Origin of the sequence: Haloarcula sp. NS06, from assembly GCF_051122755.1 — an archaeon.
In the GTDB taxonomy this organism is placed as follows: Archaea; Halobacteriota; Halobacteria; order Halobacteriales; family Haloarculaceae; genus Haloarcula.
The window spans coordinates 96,723-114,301 of the sequence record NZ_CP184844.1 but is presented as its reverse complement, the minus strand read 5'-3'; the positions used below and the strand labels follow the sequence as shown (position 1 = coordinate 114,301).

Below are 17,579 nucleotides of genomic sequence, written 5' to 3'. Positions count from 1 at the left end.
CTCAGGATTTCGTCGGCTGGTCAGTGTACACCGAGTAAGTCAGAATAGAGAACCCAGCAGCGGTAAACAGTTCCTCGACGGTGACGCTCTGTGTCACCGGCATCCCAACGAGCTGATGGAGACTGCCACCAAGTATTGCGCCGAGTGTGACGAACCCCATTCCGAAGCAGAGCGCCCGCATCGCCGGTGCCTGCGTGCGGCGGTATGCGCGGTAGGTCAACGTCGTCAGTATCACACCACAGAACAGCGTGACTGTCTTTATCCCGATTAACAACACTGCGTTCGCGCCAAGCATGGCTCTGATTGACACGTCGCGATAGATATACCGTCCGTAGCGTTTCCAGTCGGTGAGAATACCACTGACACGACGCTACACGGAAGCTGCCTCCTCCGACAAAATCGAGACACAAGAGACGAAGAGATCGCCGCGCAGATACGCTACGTAGTCGCTATCGAACGTACAGCGAGTACAGGATGATACCCAGGCCGATGGCCGTCAGCGAACTCGACGTGAAGACGCCCACCGGAAGCAGGTCTTGACCGAGATACCTGCCGACGGCGATGTCGAGGACACCGCCGGCAAACGCACCGAGGGTCACCACCCCGAACCCGTATGTGAGCCACTTGTGCTGGGGGCTTTTCGTCCGGCTGTACGCCTGATACGAGTAGTACGTAATCAGTCCACCAAGAATGAGAATCAGTGTCTTCGAGACGACGATGCCAATCTGTGAACTTGGGATGTGTACCATGGTTATGTCTCCTTTCGCACCTCAGACCAGAGGTTTTCGAGCCGTTGGTCCGGCGTCCGAGCGCGGTGTGAGATGTCGACGGTGAGCGACAGTTCCTCGTCGAGACTGATGACGACCTCCTCGAAATCAATCGCGTATCGGCTGGCGTGTTGGCCGTCCGACCGGACCTCGACACCCTCGTACAGCAACGAGGACTCCGTCAGTAGTTCGAGCTTTCGGTAGGTCGTCGATAGCGGTACGCCGCTCCGGTCGGATATCTCGCTCGCCGTCAACGGTTCCTCCAGTACGCTGACAATGGCGCGACAGTCCTCATCGTCGAGTGCGTCGAGGACCGCCTGTAACTCCGGCGTCTCCTCGTCAGCGAAGGGGTCCCGGACCATCCTTGCCCGACACTGCCCGCCCAAGACGTTTAATGTAACCGACTTCGGAGCGCTTACCGCCCGACACAGCCGATGTTTCCGCCACACAGCACGCAATATATGGGGGACTTATCTGTAACCGTGGCCTGGTTCCCAGTAACTGAGAACGCTTCTGCCGGTCTGAGAACTGCCTTTGGGGGTTTATACTGTGGTGTCTTACCCCCAATTGCTTATGGAAGATCAGATCGGCGCACCCGGATCGGGCATCTCCCGTCGTGACTTCGTGAAAGCCTCCGGCCTCGGTGGCACGGTCGCGCTTGCGGGCTGTACCGCTCCAGGTGAGGTTCCAACCGAAGAGTCAGTCGACACCAGTACAACCCCAGCACAATCCGACAGCGACCTCCCGACCACGTCGCCGCCAGAGATCGTCAACGTCGACGAGCAGGGTGGTGAAGTGACGCTTTCCTCTGTCCCAGCTAAACACGAAGCCCATCCCGGCGGGTCGATGGGCGGCCCCGTCGAACTGCCCAAGGTGTGGGCGTTCAAGGCCGACGACGGCGAACCGAGCGTCCCCGGGCCGATTCTCCGGACGACGGAGGGTGAGGACATGGAGGTCACCTTCGACAACACAGACGGCATGCGCCCGCACACGGTCCACTTCCACGCCGTCCAGAAGCAGTGGGAAGACGACGGAGTCCCGACGACGACGGGTATCCGAATCGACCCCGGCGAGAAACACACCTACACCATCCCCGCGAACGTGACGGGCACGCATCTCTATCACTGCCACTACCAGACCCATCGTCACATCGACATGGGGATGTACGGCATCTTCCGCGTTGACCCGAAGGGGTACGAACCGGCCGACAAGGAGTACTTCATGACGCTGAAGGAGTGGGACTCCCGGCTGAACCGGCAGATGGCCGGCATGGACGCCAACTACGACGTTCGTAACCGTCGCCCCGACACGTTCACCGTCAACGGCAAGTCGGCACCCCGGACGCTTCACCCGGAGGATGGCTCGCCGATCATCGTTGAGCAGGGCGATACGGTGCGCATCCACATGTGTAATAACGGGTACATGGATCACCCGATGCACATCCACAACCACCGCTTCCAGGTGACCCACAAGGACGGCGGGAAGATTCCGGAAGCCGCCCGCCACGAACAAGACGTCACCAGCATCCCGCCCGCCGGTCGGCACACGATCGAGTTCGAAGCCGACGCCGACCCCGGTATCTACCTCGCGCACTGTCACAAGGTGAGCCACGCGATGAACGGGACCTCTTACCCCGGTGGGATGATCACTGGTGTCGTCTACAAAGAGGCGATGGACACCGATATCTTCAAACAGCTGATGGACTACGCCGGCTACGAAGCATAAGACGGCGTTTCGATAGCTGAGTGAGTTGACCGGTCTTTTCCCAGCACGTTTCGGCCGGAGTCGAAAGTCTGTGCTCCTTTCGCAGGGCACCGGTTCGACCCCGCGATAAATCAGATACTGCTATATCGAATTGCTGGTCTGTCCATCCACCCACCGTCTCGGGGGCGTGGACACCCAGACGCTCTGTAACGCCGAAAAAGCCGAGTGAGGGCCGCCTGGCTCGGACACCGGGCTGTGCTGTTTTGCTCTCTGATCCTCTCGAATGGGGCTATCGCCGCTTCACAACCGCGAGGACTGTCGTAGTTCCCAGTAGCTGAGAACACGCTAGTCCCGTTTTTCTTGGGGAGTCTAACAGGGGGATATGGAAGAGTTCGACCACGAGGTAGACGCCCCACGCGGCGCAACGAGTCGCGAGTGGGAGGTGTTCGTCCGTGAGGATACGGCGGACCCACTCACCCACGTCGGCAGTGTCAGTGCGCCGTCCGCCGACATCGCCAGAGAGCAAGCAGCGTCGCTGTTCGCGCGCACGGCCGTCACACTGTGGTTGTGTCCCGCCGACGAGACGCACCGCTACCAGACGGATGCTGCGACGCTCGGAGCGGGGAAAACGGGGGCCGATGAAACCATGAGCGTCGACGAAATGGAGTCGGAGACGCTCCGGGGTGAAAACCGATGATCTCGGTCTCGAAACTGCTCTGTGACCTCGACGCCGAAGGGGATGGTCTCCGGTACGACGCGGCAAACGAGTCGACCAAACGCCAGATCAGGGACGAAAAGCAACGCCGGCCCGTCGTCGTCTGGAACGTCACCAAGCAGTGCAATCTCTACTGTGACCACTGTTACGCCGCCGCGGACACGGAAATCGCCGACGGGGAACTCTCGACCGCGGAAGGGAAAGCGCTGCTTGAGGACCTCGCGGACTGACGGCGCGCCGGTGGTACTGTTCTCCGGCGGCGAGCCGCTCGTCCGCAACGACCTCGAAGAACTGGTCACCTACGCGAACGAGGTCGGTGTCCGACCGGTGCTTTCGACCAACGGGACACTCATTACCGAAGAACGCGCCCAGTCGCTGAAAGACGCTGGGCTGAAATACGCCGGCGTCTCCGTCGACGGCCTGCCAGAGCGAAACGACGACTTCCGTGGGGTTGACGGCGCGTTCGAGGGCGCAGTCCAGGGAATCGAAAACTGTCTCGACGCGGGACTGAAGACCGGCCTCCGGTACACCATCACCGAGCGCAACGCCGCGGATCTGGAGGGGGTCGTGGACCTGCTGACCGACGTGGGCGTCGACCGCTTCTGTTTCTACCATCTGGACTACGGCGGTCGCGGGACTGAGATTGTCGACGCCGACCTCACACCCGAGGACCGCCGACAGGCGGTGAAGCGAGTCTGTGACATGACCCGCAAGTACCACGACCGTGGAGAGGAAATCGAGACGCTACTGGTCGGGAACTACGCCGACGCGGCCTACCTCGTGGAGTACGCCCGCGAGCACATGAGTGATGCGCAGGCCCAGCGGGTATACGAGTACCTGCGGGTCAACGGCGGAGACCCGACCGGCGAACGTGTCGCCGACGTGGACTACCAGGGCAACGTCCACCTCACGCAGTTCTGGCAGGGGTACTCGCTGGGGAACGTCCGCGACCGCTCGTTCGGCGACATCTGGGAGGACGAGTCGAACCCGCTGCTTTCGGCGCTCCGGAACCGCGAAGAGCATCTCACAGGCAAATGTGCAGACTGCCGCTATGCCGGGGTCTGCCGTGGGGCGTCCCGGCTCCGGGCGCTCACCATCGAAGACGACCTGTTCGCCCCGGACCCGCAGTGTTACCTAGAAGACACTGAGGTCCACGGGCCGCCGCCATTTGACACCGGTGAGAACTCGGTGGCGAGCGGGAGTTCAGCTGACTGAGCCGGGGCGGTCAGCCCTACTTTAATCCCCGCCAAGCTGGGGGGACCACTGATTCCTGCGTACCGGTAATTGCTACATGCGACCGTCGATTGACGGTCGTATCGTCGGGAAACACACGCTCAGTCTCGTGGGACAGATGGGCGTTCCTTCGGGCATTCGGCCGCCATGGACACGGCGGCCGGTTTGTTCTCTGTGAGCACTGGGGCGGACCGGGGCGTTTTTGCCCTGCCCCCGTTATCGCTACCTGTGCAGTCGGTTGAGCTACATGCGCATTCGTCGCTGTCGTACGACGGCCGGGACCCGGTCGAGCTCCTCTTAGAGCAGGCCAGCGGCGTCGGGCTGGACGCGCTGGCCGTGACTGACCACGACGAAATAGACGCCAGTCTCCGGGCAGCCGAACTCGCCCCGGAGTACGGCCTCGTCGGAATTCCCGGGATGGAGGTCACGTGTGCCGCCGGACACGTCCTCGCGCTGGGGATTCAGGAGGCGATTCCGCCACACCTCCCGTTCGACGAGACGCTTGACCGCATTCGCGACCAGGGCGGGCTCGCGGTCGTTCCCCATCCGTTTCAGGAGTCCCGCCACGGCGTGTTAGAACACATCTCGAAGGCCGAACTCGCGACCGCCGATGCTATCGAAGTGTACAACTCACGGCTGCTGACCGGGCGGTCGAACCGGCAGGCCGAGCGGTTCGCTCGCCGAAAGGGGCTGCCGATGACCGCCGGCAGCGACGCCCACATCGCGGAGATGGTCGGGCAGGCGGTCACCAACGTTGGTACGGACGAGCAAACGGTCGAGGCAATCCTCGACGCCATCCGTGAAGGCAAGACGACCGTCGAGGGTAAGCGGACGCCGTGGCGCATCAGCTTCCGGCAGGCCGCCGGCGGGGCGAAGCGGCGCGTCAAGAACGGCATCGCGGAGCTCCTACAGTGATGCAGGGAGCCGATCCGGACACCGTCGCCGACGCCCTCGCGAGCGGCGACGCGCTCCCAGGTACTGGCGGGTTCGCGGGCGAACTGGACGGGACGCTCGTCCGTGACGTTCTCGGGCGGTACCCACTGTTCGTGGAGCGTGCTGTTTCTGACGGGGAGCGGCTCGACCCCGAGCAGTGGAGCCACGACCCGACGGCACTGGCCGACCCGCAGTCGTTTCCCGCTGGGTACGTCCGCGACGAGGGGGGCCACGGACGCCGCTTTTCGCTCCCGTCGCCGGACCCGTTCGATACCCACGAAACGGCAGTCGAGCGGGTCCGTGCTGCTGTCGAGACGAGCATCGACGCCGTCGACACCGAGAACCTCGCAATCGCGTTCTCCGGCGGTGTGGACTCGGCGCTGCTCGCGGCACGACTCGACGCGCCGCTGTACGTCGCCGGCTTCCCGGACAGCCACGACGTCGAGGCGGCGCAGTCGGCCGCCGACCTGCTGGGAACCGAGGTCCGCGTGGTCGAACTCACCCACGACGCCATCGAGCGGGCGGTCCCCGAGATCGCCCGCGCGACGAACCGGGTGAACGCGATGGACGTGCAGATAGCGCTCCCGCTGTACCTCGCCGCCGAACGGGTCGCGGCGGATGGCTTTGACCGGCTCGCGCTCGGACAGGGGGCCGACGAGCTGTTCGGCGGCTACGCGAAAGTCGCCAAGGCTCCCGAAGACCCCCGTGTGGAGGCCGACACCGTCCGCGGAGCCCAGCGAGAGGTCGTCGCTTCGCTCCCCGACCAGTTAGAGCGGGACGTGCTTGCACTGCGGGCCGCCGGCGTCGAGCCTGTGACGCCGCTGTTGCACGACCGCGTCGTCGACGCCGCGCTTCGACTGGACGGCGACCTGCTCGTCGACGGCGAGACGCGCAAGGTCGCGCTCCGGGCGGCGGCCCGGGACTCGCTCCCGGACGAGATTGCGGACCGGGACAAGAAGGCCGCCCAGTACGGCTCGCTGGCCGCTCGGGAACTCGACCGTCTAGCCCGACAGGCCGGCTACAAGCGCCGGATGGACGATCACGTCACGCAGTACGTCGAATCGCTCGCGGACTGACCCAGACGCCGTCACCGAAGTCGTTACCGAGAAGTAATGATATGTAATTATACTTTAGTGGCTGGCCCAGATAGTTAATTTTGAATGACAAGTATGCGGGTTGGACGCCACCCTATCGAATCTCCGCCAGTACAGTGGGGTGAACGATAATGACGCAACACCGGCGGTCAGTCGCCAAAGCCGTGAGCTACCGACTGTTCGCGACCAGCGTCGTGTTCGGTATCGCCTTCCTGTTTACCGGTGAAATCGGTTCGTCTGCGAAAATCGGGCTTTCGGCGGCCATCGCTAAGACGGCCCTGTACTACGTGTGGGAACGGCTCTGGGCCAACATCGACTGGGGCGTCGCTGAGGCGTAAGTCACTCTTCGACAGCATTGATTGCTTGCTGGCCGACCTCGACGACATCTGCAGGGAGTTCCTCGCTCTTCTGTAAGTCGTCAACAGAGAACCATTCCCAGTCGTCGGCCGGTTGTTCGCCCGTCCCCGGTGTGATGTTGCGGCTCTCTGCCCGGCCGTAGAAAATGAAATCGATGTGCTGGTGGCCGACCTCGCCCTCGGCGTTGACGTTGATGTCTTCGAGCAGGAAGTGCTGTGGCTGTGGGATGGAACGGACCGTCTCGCTCTCGATGTCCTGCTGTGGAGCGATCAGGTCAACGTCGAGGCCCAGTTCCTCGCGTGTCTCGCGGAGCGCGGCCTCGTGGGGCAGTTCGTCGCGGTCGATGTGGCCGCCGGCGGGCAGCCACATATCCAGTTTATCGTGTTCGTGCAACGCGACGCGACCGTCGCTGACGGCGTAGACTGTCGCGACAAAATGCCGAGTGGTCTCCATACCGACTGAACGGTACAGTCGGTGGTTTAGGTTACGATACCAGTTAGGGGTGGATGTTGTCCTCTGCTTCCAGCAGTTCGTGGTAGCGGTTGCGGATGGTGACCTCGGAGATGTTGGCGACTTCGCTGACCTGACTCTGGGTCACCTTCTCGTTGGTGAGCAGCGAGGCAGCGTAGACGGCGGCGGCGGCGAGGCCGACTGGTGACTTCCCGGAGTGGACACCCTCTTGCTTGGCGTTCTGGAGGAGCTGGCGGGCGCGCCGTTCGACCTCCTCCGAGAGGTCGAGATCCGACGCGAACCGCGGGACGTAGCTCTCGGGGTCAGCCGGCTGTATTTCGAGGCTGAGTTCGCGGACGACGTAGCGGTATGTACGAGCGATTTCGTCTTTCTCGACACGGGAGACGCCCGCAATCTCGTCGAGCGAACGGGGTGTGCCGGCCTGTCGCGCGGCGGCGTACAGCGACGCTGTCGAGACGCCTTCGATGGAGCGGCCGGGCAAGAGGTCCTCGTCAAGTGCGCGACGGTAGATGACGCTGGCCGTCTCACGAACGTTCTCGGGCAGCCCGAGCGCCGAAGCCATCCGGTCAATCTCACCAAGGGCCTGCTTGAGGTTGCGTTCCTTGGAGTCGCGGGTGCGGAACCGCTCATTCCAGGTCCGCAGACGCTGCATCTTCTCACGCTGGCGCGAGGACAGGGAGTTGCCGTAGGCATCCTTGTCCTGCCAGCCGATGTTGGTCGACAGGCCCTTGTCGTGCATCATGTTCGTCGTCGGTGCGCCGACGCGTGATTTCTCGTCTTTCTCCTTCGAATCGAACGCGCGCCACTCGGGACCGGGGTCGATCTCGTCCTCCTCGACCACCAGCCCACAGTCTTCACACACCGTTTCACCGCGCTCGCTGTCGGAGAGTAACGCCCCGCTACACTCCGGACAGACGAGTGTCTCCGACTCTTCTTCCTCCGTCTGCTCTGTCTCCGTTTCGCGCTCGTTCGAGTATCGGCGGATGCTGGTATCGGTCATTTGTTGGGGGGTGGGACAACCGGGTATCGTACCCGAAAAACGTGTTGTAACCAATTGTTGTATCTACGGCGACTTAAAACTTTTGTCTGTTTCAGAAGTCCAATTTTCGGAACGGAAAACAAGAGTTGGCAAATCTTGTGTATTCCCTTCACTAATTGTTAATAGGTCTATAAGTATGCCCGGTGTTTCGAAACGCTTACCGCGCATCCAGCACTCGGGCCCGACATGAGCGACCCCGCCGTCGATCCCGAGGAGGTCAAGCACGTCGCCGACCTCGCCCGTGTCGACCTCGCAGACGACGAGATCGAACGGTTCACTGAGCAATTTGCCGACATTCTCGACGCGTTCGAAGCGCTCGACGATGTCCCAGAGACGGAGCGGGAGGCCGAACTCTCGAACGTGATGCGCCCCGACGAAACACGGGAGAGCCTCTCACAGGAAGAGGCGCTCCAGAACGCCAGCGATACCGAAGAAGGGCAGTTCAAAGGGCCGAAGGTGTCGTAAATGACGGCGTACAACGGCTACGTCACCGACGAGACCATCGAGGGCGCAGACGACGGTCCGCTGGCGGGTAAGACCGTCGCAGTCAAGGACAACATCTCAACCGAAGGCGTCCGGACGACCTGTGGCTCGGCGATGCTTTCCGACTACGTGCCGCCGTACGACGCGACGGTCGTCGAGCGACTGAAAGATGCCGGCGCAACCATCCCCGGCAAGACGAATATGGACGAGTTCGGGATGGGGACGACCACCGAAACGTCGGCGTTCGGGGCCGTCGAGAACCCCGCCGCTGAGGGTCGTGTTCCGGGCGGTTCCTCCGGTGGGTCGGCAGCCGTCGTCGCCGCCGGCGATGCCGACCTCGCGCTCGGAAGCGACACCGGCGGTTCCATTCGCTGTCCGGCCGCCTTCTGTGGCGTCGTCGGCATCAAGCCGACCTACGGGCTGGTCTCCCGGTACGGCCTCATCGCCTACGCTAACAGCCTCGAACAGATCGGCCCTATCGCGCCGTCCGTCGAAGGCGCTGCGGAACTGCTAGATGTCATCGCAGGGGCGGACGAGCACGACGCGACAACGCAGGAAGCGCCCGAGAGCGACGGCCCCTACGCGGCGGCCGCCGACGGCGACGTCGATGGGCTCTCTATCGGCGTTCCGACGGAACTGCTCGACGGGGCCGACGAGGAGGTCGTCGAGACGTTTTGGGATGCCATGGACGACCTCGAAGCCCAGGGTGCGAGCTACCACGAGGTCGACCTTCCCTCGGTCGAACACGCTGTCGAGGCGTACTACGTCATCGCCATGTCCGAGGCGTCCTCGAACCTCGCGCGGTTCGACGGCGTCCGGTACGGACAGTCCGGCGGCTACGACGGCAACTGGAACGAGTCTTTCGCGAACGCCCGTGAGGAGGGCTTCGGCGAGGAGGTCAAGCGCCGGGTTCTCCTCGGCACGTACGCCCTCTCGGCGGGCTACCACGATAAGTACTACAAGAAGGCCCAAGACGCTCGCGCGTGGGTCAAGCAGGACTTCGACGAGGCGCTTGATGACGCCGACGTGCTCGCCTCGCCGACGATGCCCGTCCCGCCGATGCAACGCGGCGAAAGCCTCGACGACCCGCTCACGATGTATCTGGCCGACGCCAACACGACGCCGGTGAACCTCGCAAACCTTCCGGCGATCTCCGTTCCGGCCGGCGAAACCGACGACGGACTGCCAGTCGGGCTCCAGTTGGTGGGGCCGGCGTTCGGCGAACGTGAGATCATCCGGGCCGGCAGCGCACTGGCATAAGCACGCGAGTGAGCAATCACCCGGGCCGGTGGCCTGAGGTCGGGCCCGAACCCTCCGTACACTTTTTGTTCGTCATGACGAACAGACAATTATGCCTCCCCTCCAGTCCACGACGTGGTCCCTCCGTGCACGTCTCATCGCGCTCATAGTGGTGCTCGTTGCCTTCGACGCCGTGGCTGTCGGTGTCGCATACGTGCTCGGCCATGTTGCGGTCGGCCTCCTGCCGCTGGTCGGGTACGACACCGGGACGCTGTTCTGGACAATGGGGTTCGATATCGTGCCGCTGTGGCCCGTTGTCCTCGTCGGGACGCCGCTCGTCCTTGCCGTTCAGTCCATCTACGGCTACCGGATGACGCTCCGGGATGCTGGGACGAGCGCAACCGAATCCAGAGCATCCGATCCCGAGTCCGTCCATGAGATGCGGGCGAAGATACGGCGCAGCGAAACCGCCGACCGCATCGAAGAACGGGTGGCCCGGCTGGCACAGACCGCGAACATGGCGACACCGGACGTGACAGTTATCGACTCGGAGACGCCCAACAGCTATGTCGCCAGTCGGCCCGGCGAGCAGACGCTGTTCGTGACCACGGCGCTCGTGGACCGACTCGACGACCGGGAACTCGACGCCGTTATCGCCCACGAACTGGCCCATCTCAAGAACGGCGACGCGTTCGTCATGACTGCGGCCGCGTTTCTTCCAACCGTCAGCGCGCTGTTTACTCGCACGCTCGGGAAGACAGTGCAGTACTCGGGGCTTTGTCACTGGTTCCTCGGCGGTGACGACCGGGACGGGACGTGGTTCGCTGGCGGGAACATTCAAATCGTGATGCTGCTCTTTGCTGTCATCGCGATACCCGTCACGGCAACGCTGTATCTCGCCAGCACGGCCTGCTATCGACTCCTTTCACGGATCCGGGAGTACGCCGCGGACACGGGCGGCGTCGCCATCTGTGGCTCCCCGGCGGCACTCGCCAGCGCGCTGGAATCGCTGACAGACGACCAGCGCCCGGACACAGACATCCGAACCGCCGAGACCGGTGTCCGAGAGCTTTGTGTGGTCCCGAACGCCATTGCGGCCGACGAGCGGACCCCGCCGGAGGGACGGGCCGAACGCCTTGCTCACCGCTGGCGAACAGTCACCGAATGTGTGTTACCCCGGTCGCATCCAGCTGTCGACGACCGAATCGATGCGCTGGCGGAGCGGCAGTCCACCCTCGACCAGCACGAACAGGCGTGACGAAGGGGTACAGTTTACTCGACGGCGGCCTGAGAAGGCGTATGAGCGACGCTGCTGACGGCCGATTGAGCTGGCTCCACTGGCCGACGGTCCTGAAGGGGCTGGCGCTGGGCATCGGGGCCGGCCTGATACTGGCCGTGTCACTGGGGGATTTCTATCTCGGGATACTGCTTGGAACGCTCAACGGGCTCGCCTTCGGTATCGGCTGGTCGCACTCGCGGGCCTGAGATGGGCGACTCAGGCGCTGTGCCGGCGACAGCTACAGCACCCCGTTGTACACGTCGGCCAGTTTGTCGATGGCGTGCTCGACACTGATAACGTCCCGCCGGGCAAGGCAGCGCTCTCGAAGGTGCTCCCGCTCGTTGAGGACGCGCTCGATAGCCCGGCGGAAGCCATCGATGTCGCCTTCGTCGTAGGAGTAGCCGGTTTCGCCGTCCTCGATGGTGTCGCTGAGTGCGCCGGCGTCGACACCGGCGACGGGCGTCCCACAGCAGTTGGCCTCCAGCGCGACCAGCCCCTGCGTCTCGACGGGGCTGGGGAACGCGAACACGTCGAGCGTCGAATACAGTTCGGGGAGCTCCGCACGGTCCAGAAAGCCGAGAAAGCGCACGTCGGCGTCGCTGTGCTCGGCTGTCGCTTCGAGGGATTCACGGGCCGGACCGTCGCCGCCGAGTACGACGGTCACGTCCAGTCCCTCGCAGGCGGTGATGATGTCTTCGAGGCACTTTTCGTAGCCGTGGCGGCCGGTGTAGCCGACGATAGGGCCGTCGGGGAGGGCGTAGCGGTCCCGGAACGCGGTCGTGTCGACCGGTTCGAACACGGTCGTGTCAACGCCGTTCGGAACGACCGTCACCGTTGTATCAAGACCAATAGACTCCCGGAGGTGGGTCGCTGCGCGCTCGCTTGGCGCAATAACGGTGTCAGCGCGGCCCAGGAACCAGCGTTCGTAGCTCTCGGCGCTGGAGCGGACCGCTGACTCGACAGCGCCGTTGAAGGAGACATACTCGGCGTACTCGCTCGTGGGCGTGTGATACGACGCGACGAACGGGATATCGAGCTTTCCTGCGAGTCGCTGGCCCGCCATCCCGAGGCTAAACGGCGTGTGGGCGTGGACCAGTTCGGCATCGCGGACGCCCTTCGGTATCTGTGGCATCCCGAGCCGAAACCCCTCGTAGAACGGGAACGGAAGGCTCCGGACGGGGTACTCGTTCTCGGACGGGTCGTGGTCGCTTTTCGGATAGACCACGCCCATACGACCGCCGCGGTCGCGCCAGCGGTCCCGCCACGTCTGGACCGTATAGGTCACCCCATTGACGGTCGGCAAGTACGTGTCGGTGAACGTCGCGACGTGCGGCAGTGTCATCGCCGCGGCGTAGCAGGACCAGGCGTTAAACCGTTGCCATTGGCAAGCCACCAGTCAGACAGCTGTCACCCGCCGGCAGGTGCCAGAGTTCTTTTCAGGGACCGTGATGGACTGTGGATAATGGATCGGGACGGCTGGCTATACGCCTGGGCCCTCACATCGGTCGCGCTGGGCGCGGGCTCGTTGCTCGTGCCGCTGTATTTCGTCGCTATCGGCGGTGAGACGTTCATGCTAGGCGTCCTCGCCGGGGTGGCCGCCGCTGCGGGTGCGCCGGGGGCACTCATTTTCGGCCGCATCGCCGACAAAACGGGGAGGCGTCGGTCGCTCGTCCTCCTCACACTGGGGTTGGCGACCCTCGCGCTGGTGCTCGTTTCGCTCACGGAGGAGCCGTGGCTTGTCATCGTCGGTAACGGTCTCCTGTGGTTCGCGGCTGGCGCTGCCGCACCGGTGCTGACACTGCTTGTCACCGCCGGAACCGTCGAGCGGGACTGGCCGGCGCGGTTCGCCATCCTGAACCGCTACCAGGGTTGGGGCTGGGCTGGTGGGTTGGTCCTCGGACTTGTGTGGACGGCATTGCTCTCTAGACCACTCGGCGAGATTGCCGCCCAGCAGTCGCTACTGTGGTTGTGTGCGGCCGCAGTCGGTCTGTCAGCGTTTCTCGCGGCGAAGTGGCTGCCGGCTGACCCCGACGAACTCAACCGGCCGCGGGCCAGTCGGGTGGCGCGAGCCATCGCCCGGTCGCGCCGGCTGCCGGTCCGGAGCGCGACGTTCCCGGTCGGTCCGGGCCGGCTGTACTGGCTCACGCGGTCGATACACCCCCGAGAAGTCGCGGCTCGGTTCTCCCCGTCGCTGACTATCTATTTCGTCGCCGTCATCGCTTTCTGTACCGGTTTCGGCGTGTTCTGGGGACCGCTACCGCTGTATCTCTCGCGGACGCTCGGCTACGAATCGGGACTCGTCTTCGCGCTGTATCTCATTTCAAGTGTCGGGTCGGCGCTGTGGTACGGCCGCGCCGGTGCGCTTTCCGAGCGGTACGACCCGAGCGGGCTCCAAGTCGGGAGTCTGCTCGCCCGCGCGGCGCTCCATCCGGCCGTCGCCGTCGTGGGACTTCTGCTGTCGGCGACGCTCGTCGGGACAGTTGTCAACGGTGTCGTGTTCGCCCTCATCGGCGTCGCCTGGGCCGTCATCGCCGTTACCGCGGCCAGCGTCGTCACTCAGCTTGCCCCGGCGGCGATTCGCGGCGAGGCGCTCGGGCTGTACACCGCTATCTCCGGGCTCGCGAGCGGTGTCGGGTCGATACTCGGCGGCTGGCTCGGCGGCTACGACTTCCTGCTCGCGTTCGCCGTCGCCGGCGCGCTGGTGCTGGTTGGCGCGTCGCTGGTCGCGGTCGTCTGGCGTCGCTCGCCGTCAGCATCTGTGGAAACGGAACCGATCTCAGCGTAACGACTGCCGGCTTCGAACGCCACTCAGGCCAGTTCTTCGTACGTCTCGACCAGCCGCCGGCCGACCCGGTCTAAGCTGTGCTCCCTAGCCGTCTCCTTGGCATTCTCGCCAAGCCGCTCACGAAGGTCGGGGTTCTCGGCGAGTCGCTCCAGCGCCTCGCGGAACTCGGACTCGTCGGCGCAGATGAGACAGTCGTGGCCGTCCTCGTAGTACTCCCGGAACACCGGAATGTCCGAGAGGACGACCGCCTTCCCGCAGGCCATCGCCTCCAGCACGGCGATCCCCTGGTTCTCGGCCTTCGTCGGGAACAGGTACACGTCGCCGGCCCCGAACGCACCGCGGATATCCTCTATCCATCCGGTAAAGGTCACGTTCTCGGGCGGGTCGTTCACCCACCGGGAAACAGTCTTGGAGGCCTGCGGCCCGGCGTCGTAGGGGCCGAACCACGCGAAGTCGTGTTCCGTCTCCTGTGCGAGTTCACAGAACGCCGTCAGCCCCTTGCGCTCGAAGACGTTGCCGACGGCGAAGACGACCATCCCGTCCAGATCGTAGCGCCGCCGGTAGTCCCCGCGCATGTCCTCATGGCCCGCCAGCGCGTCGATGTCGACGCCGTTTGTCATCGGCCGTATCGGCGCGTCGACTGGGTACGATCCGAGGATACCTTTCGTGTACTCGGAGGGACAGAGTACGAGGTCGGCTTGCGAGTAAAACCACCGGAGGTAGCGGCCCAGCGCCGGCGCGATCAGGTTCGACCCGCGGAAGCTATCCCGGAAATCCTCTCGGGTGACGTGGGCGTGCAGGACAAGCGGGATATCCGCCTGTGCCGCGTACCGGGCCACAGCGACGGAGCCCGGTCCGATCATGTTGCAGTGGGCGATATCGAACTCGCGGAACATCGGGTCATTGAACGCGAGATTGCCACCAAGTGCCCACGCCGGATGTCCCTCCTGCCATGGCGTCGTCTCGACCTCAATGTCGGTTTCGGACAGCGCCGCGCGCTGGTGGTTCACGGCGGTGCCGATGCCCGACCGATTGAGGCGGTCGGCCAGTTCGAGATAATTCAGGACGCGCACGTCTCGGGCAACTCCGTCGGGGCCGAAAATCCTATCGACTTTCCCTGTGAGGGGACATGATTGGCAGTATTTGCGTCCCAAAGAAAAGTTCAGAACAGCCAGAAAGTACCCAGAGCGTGATATCGAAGTTGCTAGCTCGTTCGGAAGGCATTTTCCCGCCGCCGACCCAGTACCGCCAATGACGGACGAGGCGACCATCGCCCGCGAGCGGATTGAGCGTCTTCAGTCGCTCGCTCGCGAGGCCGTCCAAGCCGGTAACGAGGAACGCGCCCGGTCGTACGTCCGGCGCGCTCGGCGTGTCGCCGAACGCCACCGCCTGCGCCTGCCGCGGTCGTTCGAGCGGTCGACGTGTGACGCCTGCGACACGTACCTCTTGCACGGACACAACGCCCGGTCTCGAACCCAGTCCGGCCACGTCGTCATTACGTGTGACTGTGGGTCACAGTCCCGCTACCCGTACGACTGAGGATTCTTTACGACTACTGGTTTTAAGGGGCTGTCCTTGCTAAACCGTGTACATGAGTGACTCTTCTCGACAGTCGCGAATACACGACCTTGACGCGACGCTCCGCGTCGGCAAACACGGCATCGAATCCGTCGCGGACGAACTCGACGATCAACTGGAAAACACGGACCTCGTGAAGGTGAAGTTCCTCCGGTCGTCCCGGGGCGGCACAACAGCAGAGGAACTCGCTGACGACCTAGCTGAGATGGTCAACGCTACCGTGATTCAGGTCCGTGGTCACACCGCGGTATTTGAGAAATGATGCAAGTCCAGCCCCTCGCGGACCTGCTCAACGGATTCGGCGTCCCAGCCGCCGGCTCCATCGCTTCAGCGGTGGTTTTCGTCGTCGTCTTCGTCCTCGTCTACACTCTGGGGAAGGCGATTGTCCTGCCTATAGTCGACCGCTCGCTCAAGTCACGCGACCTCGATACCCACGCTCGGCGACCACTGAAAAAGGTCGTCAGCATCGGTATCGTGTTCGTCGCCATCTCTGTCGCCTTCGGGATGGCCGAATACGGGAACTTCCTGCAGTCGCTGGCAACCATCGCCGCAGCGGCGACGCTGGCTATCGGCTTCGCGATGCAGGACGTCCTCCAGAACTTCGTCGCCGGCGTGTTCATCTACACCGACAAGCCGTTCCGGATCGGCGACTGGATTGAGTGGGATGGCAACTCCGGCGTCGTCGAGGACATTAGCCTCCGTGTTACCCGCGTCCGGACCTTCGATAACGAACTGCTGACCGTTCCGAACTCGAATCTAACTGATGGCGTCATCAAGAACCCTGTCGCCAAGGAGCAGCTTCGACTGAAGTTCCTGTTCGGCATCGGGTACGACGACGACATCGACAAGGCGACGGAGATAATTCTTGAGGAGGCCCGAGACCACCCCGAGATTATGGACGACCCCGAACCGTCCGTTCGGCTGGTCGAACTTGGTGACTCCTCCGTCGGCCTCCAGTCACGCATCTGGATCGAGGACCCGAACCGGGCGGACTTCGTCAAGACCCGCGCCGAATACGTCAAGACGGTCAAGGAACGGTTCGACGCGGAAGACATCAACATCCCGTACCCGAACCGGACCATCGGCGGCGGTTTGGAGATGGCCGGACTCGAAGGCGTCGTGGAACCGGCCGACGACTGATCCACCTGGCGCAATCCCATCGCGAAAGCTCGCAACACACCGACATTTTGTGGTCTGTGCGACGCTACACGTGGTTCGGAATCTCCGTTCCGGTTCTTTCCGTATTCGTTTCCCGCAAAGCAGGACGGACACCTCACTGTTGTTCGCGTAGAAATGACTTCTTCAGATGGTACCTTTGCTGCTGACGAACCGCTCGCAGCAAGAGAAACGGCCACTGAAGGTTTGAACCGGAGGAAGACTCGCTTCGCTCGACTCCCAGGGTTCAAATCACTCAGCCGACGCTCCTCAGCACTCACTGTCGTTTGTGCAAAAGTCACGGGCGCTGAGGGATTTGAACCCCCGACGGTTTGGTCCGAAGCCAAGCACTCTGTCCAAGCTGAGCTAAGCGCCCTACGTACAATGGTATGATGACGTTATGGTTTAAACCAACCGGTTCCGCCGCGCGATGGTGCCGCAGTCAGGGGATTACTCTGAAACCGCTTCAGCTGTGTCGCTATCGGTGTCAACGGCGACCTCAGCCACGACCGTCTCGGTGTCGACGCCCCGTTCTTCGGCGAGTGCCTCAATGAGCGCGCGCTGTTCGGCCAGTTCCTGCTCCATTCCGTCGACGCGAGTATTCGTCTCGTCGACAGTGCTCCGCAAGTCCTCGAGCTGTGTCTTCAGCTCGTTGACCTTCTTGTAAAGATCCTCAGCGATGTCGGCGACCTTCTGTATCTTTTTCGCGGTGGAACCCAGTCCCATGGCCACGGCTACGGCGAGGCG

At 63.4% G+C, this 17,579-nt stretch carries 20 protein-coding genes, 1 tRNA gene and 2 pseudogenes; 14 read left to right on the top strand and 9 right to left on the bottom strand.

All coding sequences use genetic code 11. The annotated features are described in order from the left end of the window. Window position 1: 1 nt before the first annotated feature. The 3 genes from ACODNH_RS04155 to ACODNH_RS04145 all read right to left on the bottom strand — a co-directional run bounded on the left by ACODNH_RS04155 (window position 2) and on the right by ACODNH_RS04145 (window position 1,129). Window positions 2-295, bottom strand: a complete 294-nt coding sequence (locus ACODNH_RS04155) for a DUF7521 family protein (RefSeq protein WP_434530958.1) — start codon at window positions 293-295, stop codon at window positions 2-4. Between the two features lie 154 nt (window positions 296-449). Beyond that, complete coding sequence (locus ACODNH_RS04150; RefSeq protein ID WP_306707742.1) at window positions 450-749, bottom strand: DUF7521 family protein; 300 nt, start codon at window positions 747-749, stop codon at window positions 450-452. A 2-nt stretch (window positions 750-751) separates the two neighbouring features. After that, a complete protein-coding gene (locus ACODNH_RS04145) occupies window positions 752-1,129 on the bottom strand; it encodes a helix-turn-helix domain-containing protein (protein ID WP_004516178.1) in 378 nt (125 codons plus the stop codon). A 211-nt stretch (window positions 1,130-1,340) separates the two neighbouring features. Between ACODNH_RS04145 and ACODNH_RS04140 the strand changes: the two genes are divergently transcribed. The 6 genes and pseudogenes from ACODNH_RS04140 to ACODNH_RS04115 all read left to right on the top strand — a co-directional run bounded on the left by ACODNH_RS04140 (window position 1,341) and on the right by ACODNH_RS04115 (window position 6,784). Then, on the top strand, window positions 1,341-2,492 hold the full coding sequence (locus ACODNH_RS04140) for a multicopper oxidase domain-containing protein (protein ID WP_306707738.1): 1,152 nt from the start codon (window positions 1,341-1,343) through the stop codon (window positions 2,490-2,492). 361 nt (window positions 2,493-2,853) lie between these two features. Then, on the top strand, window positions 2,854-3,168 hold the full coding sequence (locus tag ACODNH_RS04135) for an Htur_1727 family rSAM-partnered candidate RiPP (protein WP_306707736.1): 315 nt from the start codon (window positions 2,854-2,856) through the stop codon (window positions 3,166-3,168). Further along, window positions 3,165-4,401 (top strand): annotated as a pseudogene (locus ACODNH_RS04130) (TIGR04347 family pseudo-SAM/SPASM protein). The gene ACODNH_RS04135 and the pseudogene ACODNH_RS04130 overlap by 4 nt, the downstream one beginning before the upstream one ends. 246 nt (window positions 4,402-4,647) lie before the next feature. Continuing rightward, window positions 4,648-5,334, top strand: coding sequence for a PHP domain-containing protein (locus tag ACODNH_RS04125; protein WP_306707732.1), 687 nt, complete (start codon window positions 4,648-4,650; stop codon window positions 5,332-5,334). Next, complete coding sequence (locus ACODNH_RS04120; protein WP_306707730.1) at window positions 5,334-6,428, top strand: asparagine synthase C-terminal domain-containing protein; 1,095 nt, start codon at window positions 5,334-5,336, stop codon at window positions 6,426-6,428. Before ACODNH_RS04125 ends, ACODNH_RS04120 begins: the two co-directional genes overlap by 1 nt. 149 nt (window positions 6,429-6,577) lie before the next feature. Continuing rightward, window positions 6,578-6,784 carry a DUF2061 domain-containing protein gene (locus ACODNH_RS04115; RefSeq protein WP_306707728.1) on the top strand — a complete coding sequence of 69 codons (207 nt, stop codon included), beginning with the start codon at window positions 6,578-6,580 and terminating at the stop codon, window positions 6,782-6,784. A 1-nt stretch (window position 6,785) separates the two neighbouring features. Here ACODNH_RS04115 and ACODNH_RS04110 read toward each other — a convergent pair whose 3' ends face one another. Further along, a complete protein-coding gene (locus tag ACODNH_RS04110) occupies window positions 6,786-7,256 on the bottom strand; it encodes an NUDIX hydrolase (protein ID WP_306707726.1) in 471 nt (156 codons plus the stop codon). A gap of 43 nt (window positions 7,257-7,299) precedes the next feature. Beyond that, window positions 7,300-8,274, bottom strand: a complete 975-nt coding sequence (locus ACODNH_RS04105; RefSeq protein WP_306707724.1) for a transcription initiation factor IIB — start codon at window positions 8,272-8,274, stop codon at window positions 7,300-7,302. 225 nt (window positions 8,275-8,499) lie between these two features. Here ACODNH_RS04105 and gatC point away from each other — a divergent pair, with 225 nt between their 5' ends. The 4 genes from gatC (at window position 8,500) to ACODNH_RS04085 (ending at window position 11,520) form a co-directional block, all read left to right on the top strand. Next, window positions 8,500-8,778, top strand: a complete 279-nt coding sequence (gene gatC / locus ACODNH_RS04100) for an Asp-tRNA(Asn)/Glu-tRNA(Gln) amidotransferase subunit GatC (protein ID WP_004956920.1) — start codon at window positions 8,500-8,502, stop codon at window positions 8,776-8,778. Continuing rightward, complete coding sequence (gatA, locus tag ACODNH_RS04095) at window positions 8,779-10,056, top strand: Asp-tRNA(Asn)/Glu-tRNA(Gln) amidotransferase subunit GatA (protein ID WP_306707721.1); 1,278 nt, start codon at window positions 8,779-8,781, stop codon at window positions 10,054-10,056. A gap of 91 nt (window positions 10,057-10,147) precedes the next feature. Next, entirely contained in the window at window positions 10,148-11,293 is a 1,146-nt protein-coding gene (locus tag ACODNH_RS04090) for a M48 family metallopeptidase (protein ID WP_434530957.1), read from the top strand. 41 nt (window positions 11,294-11,334) lie between these two features. Further along, a complete protein-coding gene (locus ACODNH_RS04085; RefSeq protein WP_306707718.1) occupies window positions 11,335-11,520 on the top strand; it encodes a hypothetical protein in 186 nt (61 codons plus the stop codon). Between the two features lie 32 nt (window positions 11,521-11,552). On the opposite strand, the gene ACODNH_RS04080 is transcribed toward ACODNH_RS04085, so the two are convergent. After that, the gene (locus ACODNH_RS04080) at window positions 11,553-12,599 is read right to left on the bottom strand and encodes a glycosyltransferase (protein WP_373567954.1); all 1,047 of its coding nucleotides are present in this window, start codon (window positions 12,597-12,599) and stop codon (window positions 11,553-11,555) included. On the opposite strand from ACODNH_RS04080, the pseudogene ACODNH_RS04075 reads away from it, so the two are divergent. Beyond that, window positions 12,492-14,099: pseudogene (locus tag ACODNH_RS04075) on the top strand (MFS transporter); the annotation flags it as partial. The gene ACODNH_RS04080 and the pseudogene ACODNH_RS04075 overlap by 108 nt on opposite strands. 23 nt (window positions 14,100-14,122) lie before the next feature. Here the strand turns inward: ACODNH_RS04075 and ACODNH_RS04070 are convergent. Then, window positions 14,123-15,172, bottom strand: coding sequence for a glycosyltransferase family 4 protein (locus ACODNH_RS04070; protein WP_306707714.1), 1,050 nt, complete (start codon window positions 15,170-15,172; stop codon window positions 14,123-14,125). Between the two features lie 178 nt (window positions 15,173-15,350). Between ACODNH_RS04070 and ACODNH_RS04065 the strand changes: the two genes are divergently transcribed. From ACODNH_RS04065 to ACODNH_RS04055, 3 genes are read left to right on the top strand one after another with little or no spacing between them, the layout of a single operon-like run. Then, a complete protein-coding gene (locus ACODNH_RS04065; RefSeq protein ID WP_005538431.1) occupies window positions 15,351-15,638 on the top strand; it encodes a ribonuclease P protein component 4 in 288 nt (95 codons plus the stop codon). A 52-nt stretch (window positions 15,639-15,690) separates the two neighbouring features. After that, entirely contained in the window at window positions 15,691-15,939 is a 249-nt protein-coding gene (locus ACODNH_RS04060) for a YhbY family RNA-binding protein (protein WP_306707711.1), read from the top strand. Next, window positions 15,939-16,817 (top strand): mechanosensitive ion channel family protein, encoded by an 879-nt coding sequence (locus ACODNH_RS04055; protein WP_306707709.1) that lies wholly within the window; start codon window positions 15,939-15,941, stop codon window positions 16,815-16,817. The genes ACODNH_RS04060 and ACODNH_RS04055 overlap by 1 nt, the downstream gene beginning before the upstream one ends. A gap of 316 nt (window positions 16,818-17,133) precedes the next feature. On the opposite strand, the gene ACODNH_RS04050 is transcribed toward ACODNH_RS04055, so the two are convergent. Together ACODNH_RS04050 and ACODNH_RS04045 are read right to left on the bottom strand one after the other, a co-directional pair. Next, window positions 17,134-17,208: transfer RNA gene (locus ACODNH_RS04050), tRNA-Arg, on the bottom strand. 74 nt (window positions 17,209-17,282) lie between these two features. Continuing rightward, window positions 17,283-17,558: a DUF5798 family protein gene (locus ACODNH_RS04045; RefSeq protein ID WP_306707707.1), complete on the bottom strand. Its 276-nt coding sequence runs from the start codon at window positions 17,556-17,558 to the stop codon at window positions 17,283-17,285. Window positions 17,559-17,579 lie beyond the last annotated feature (21 nt).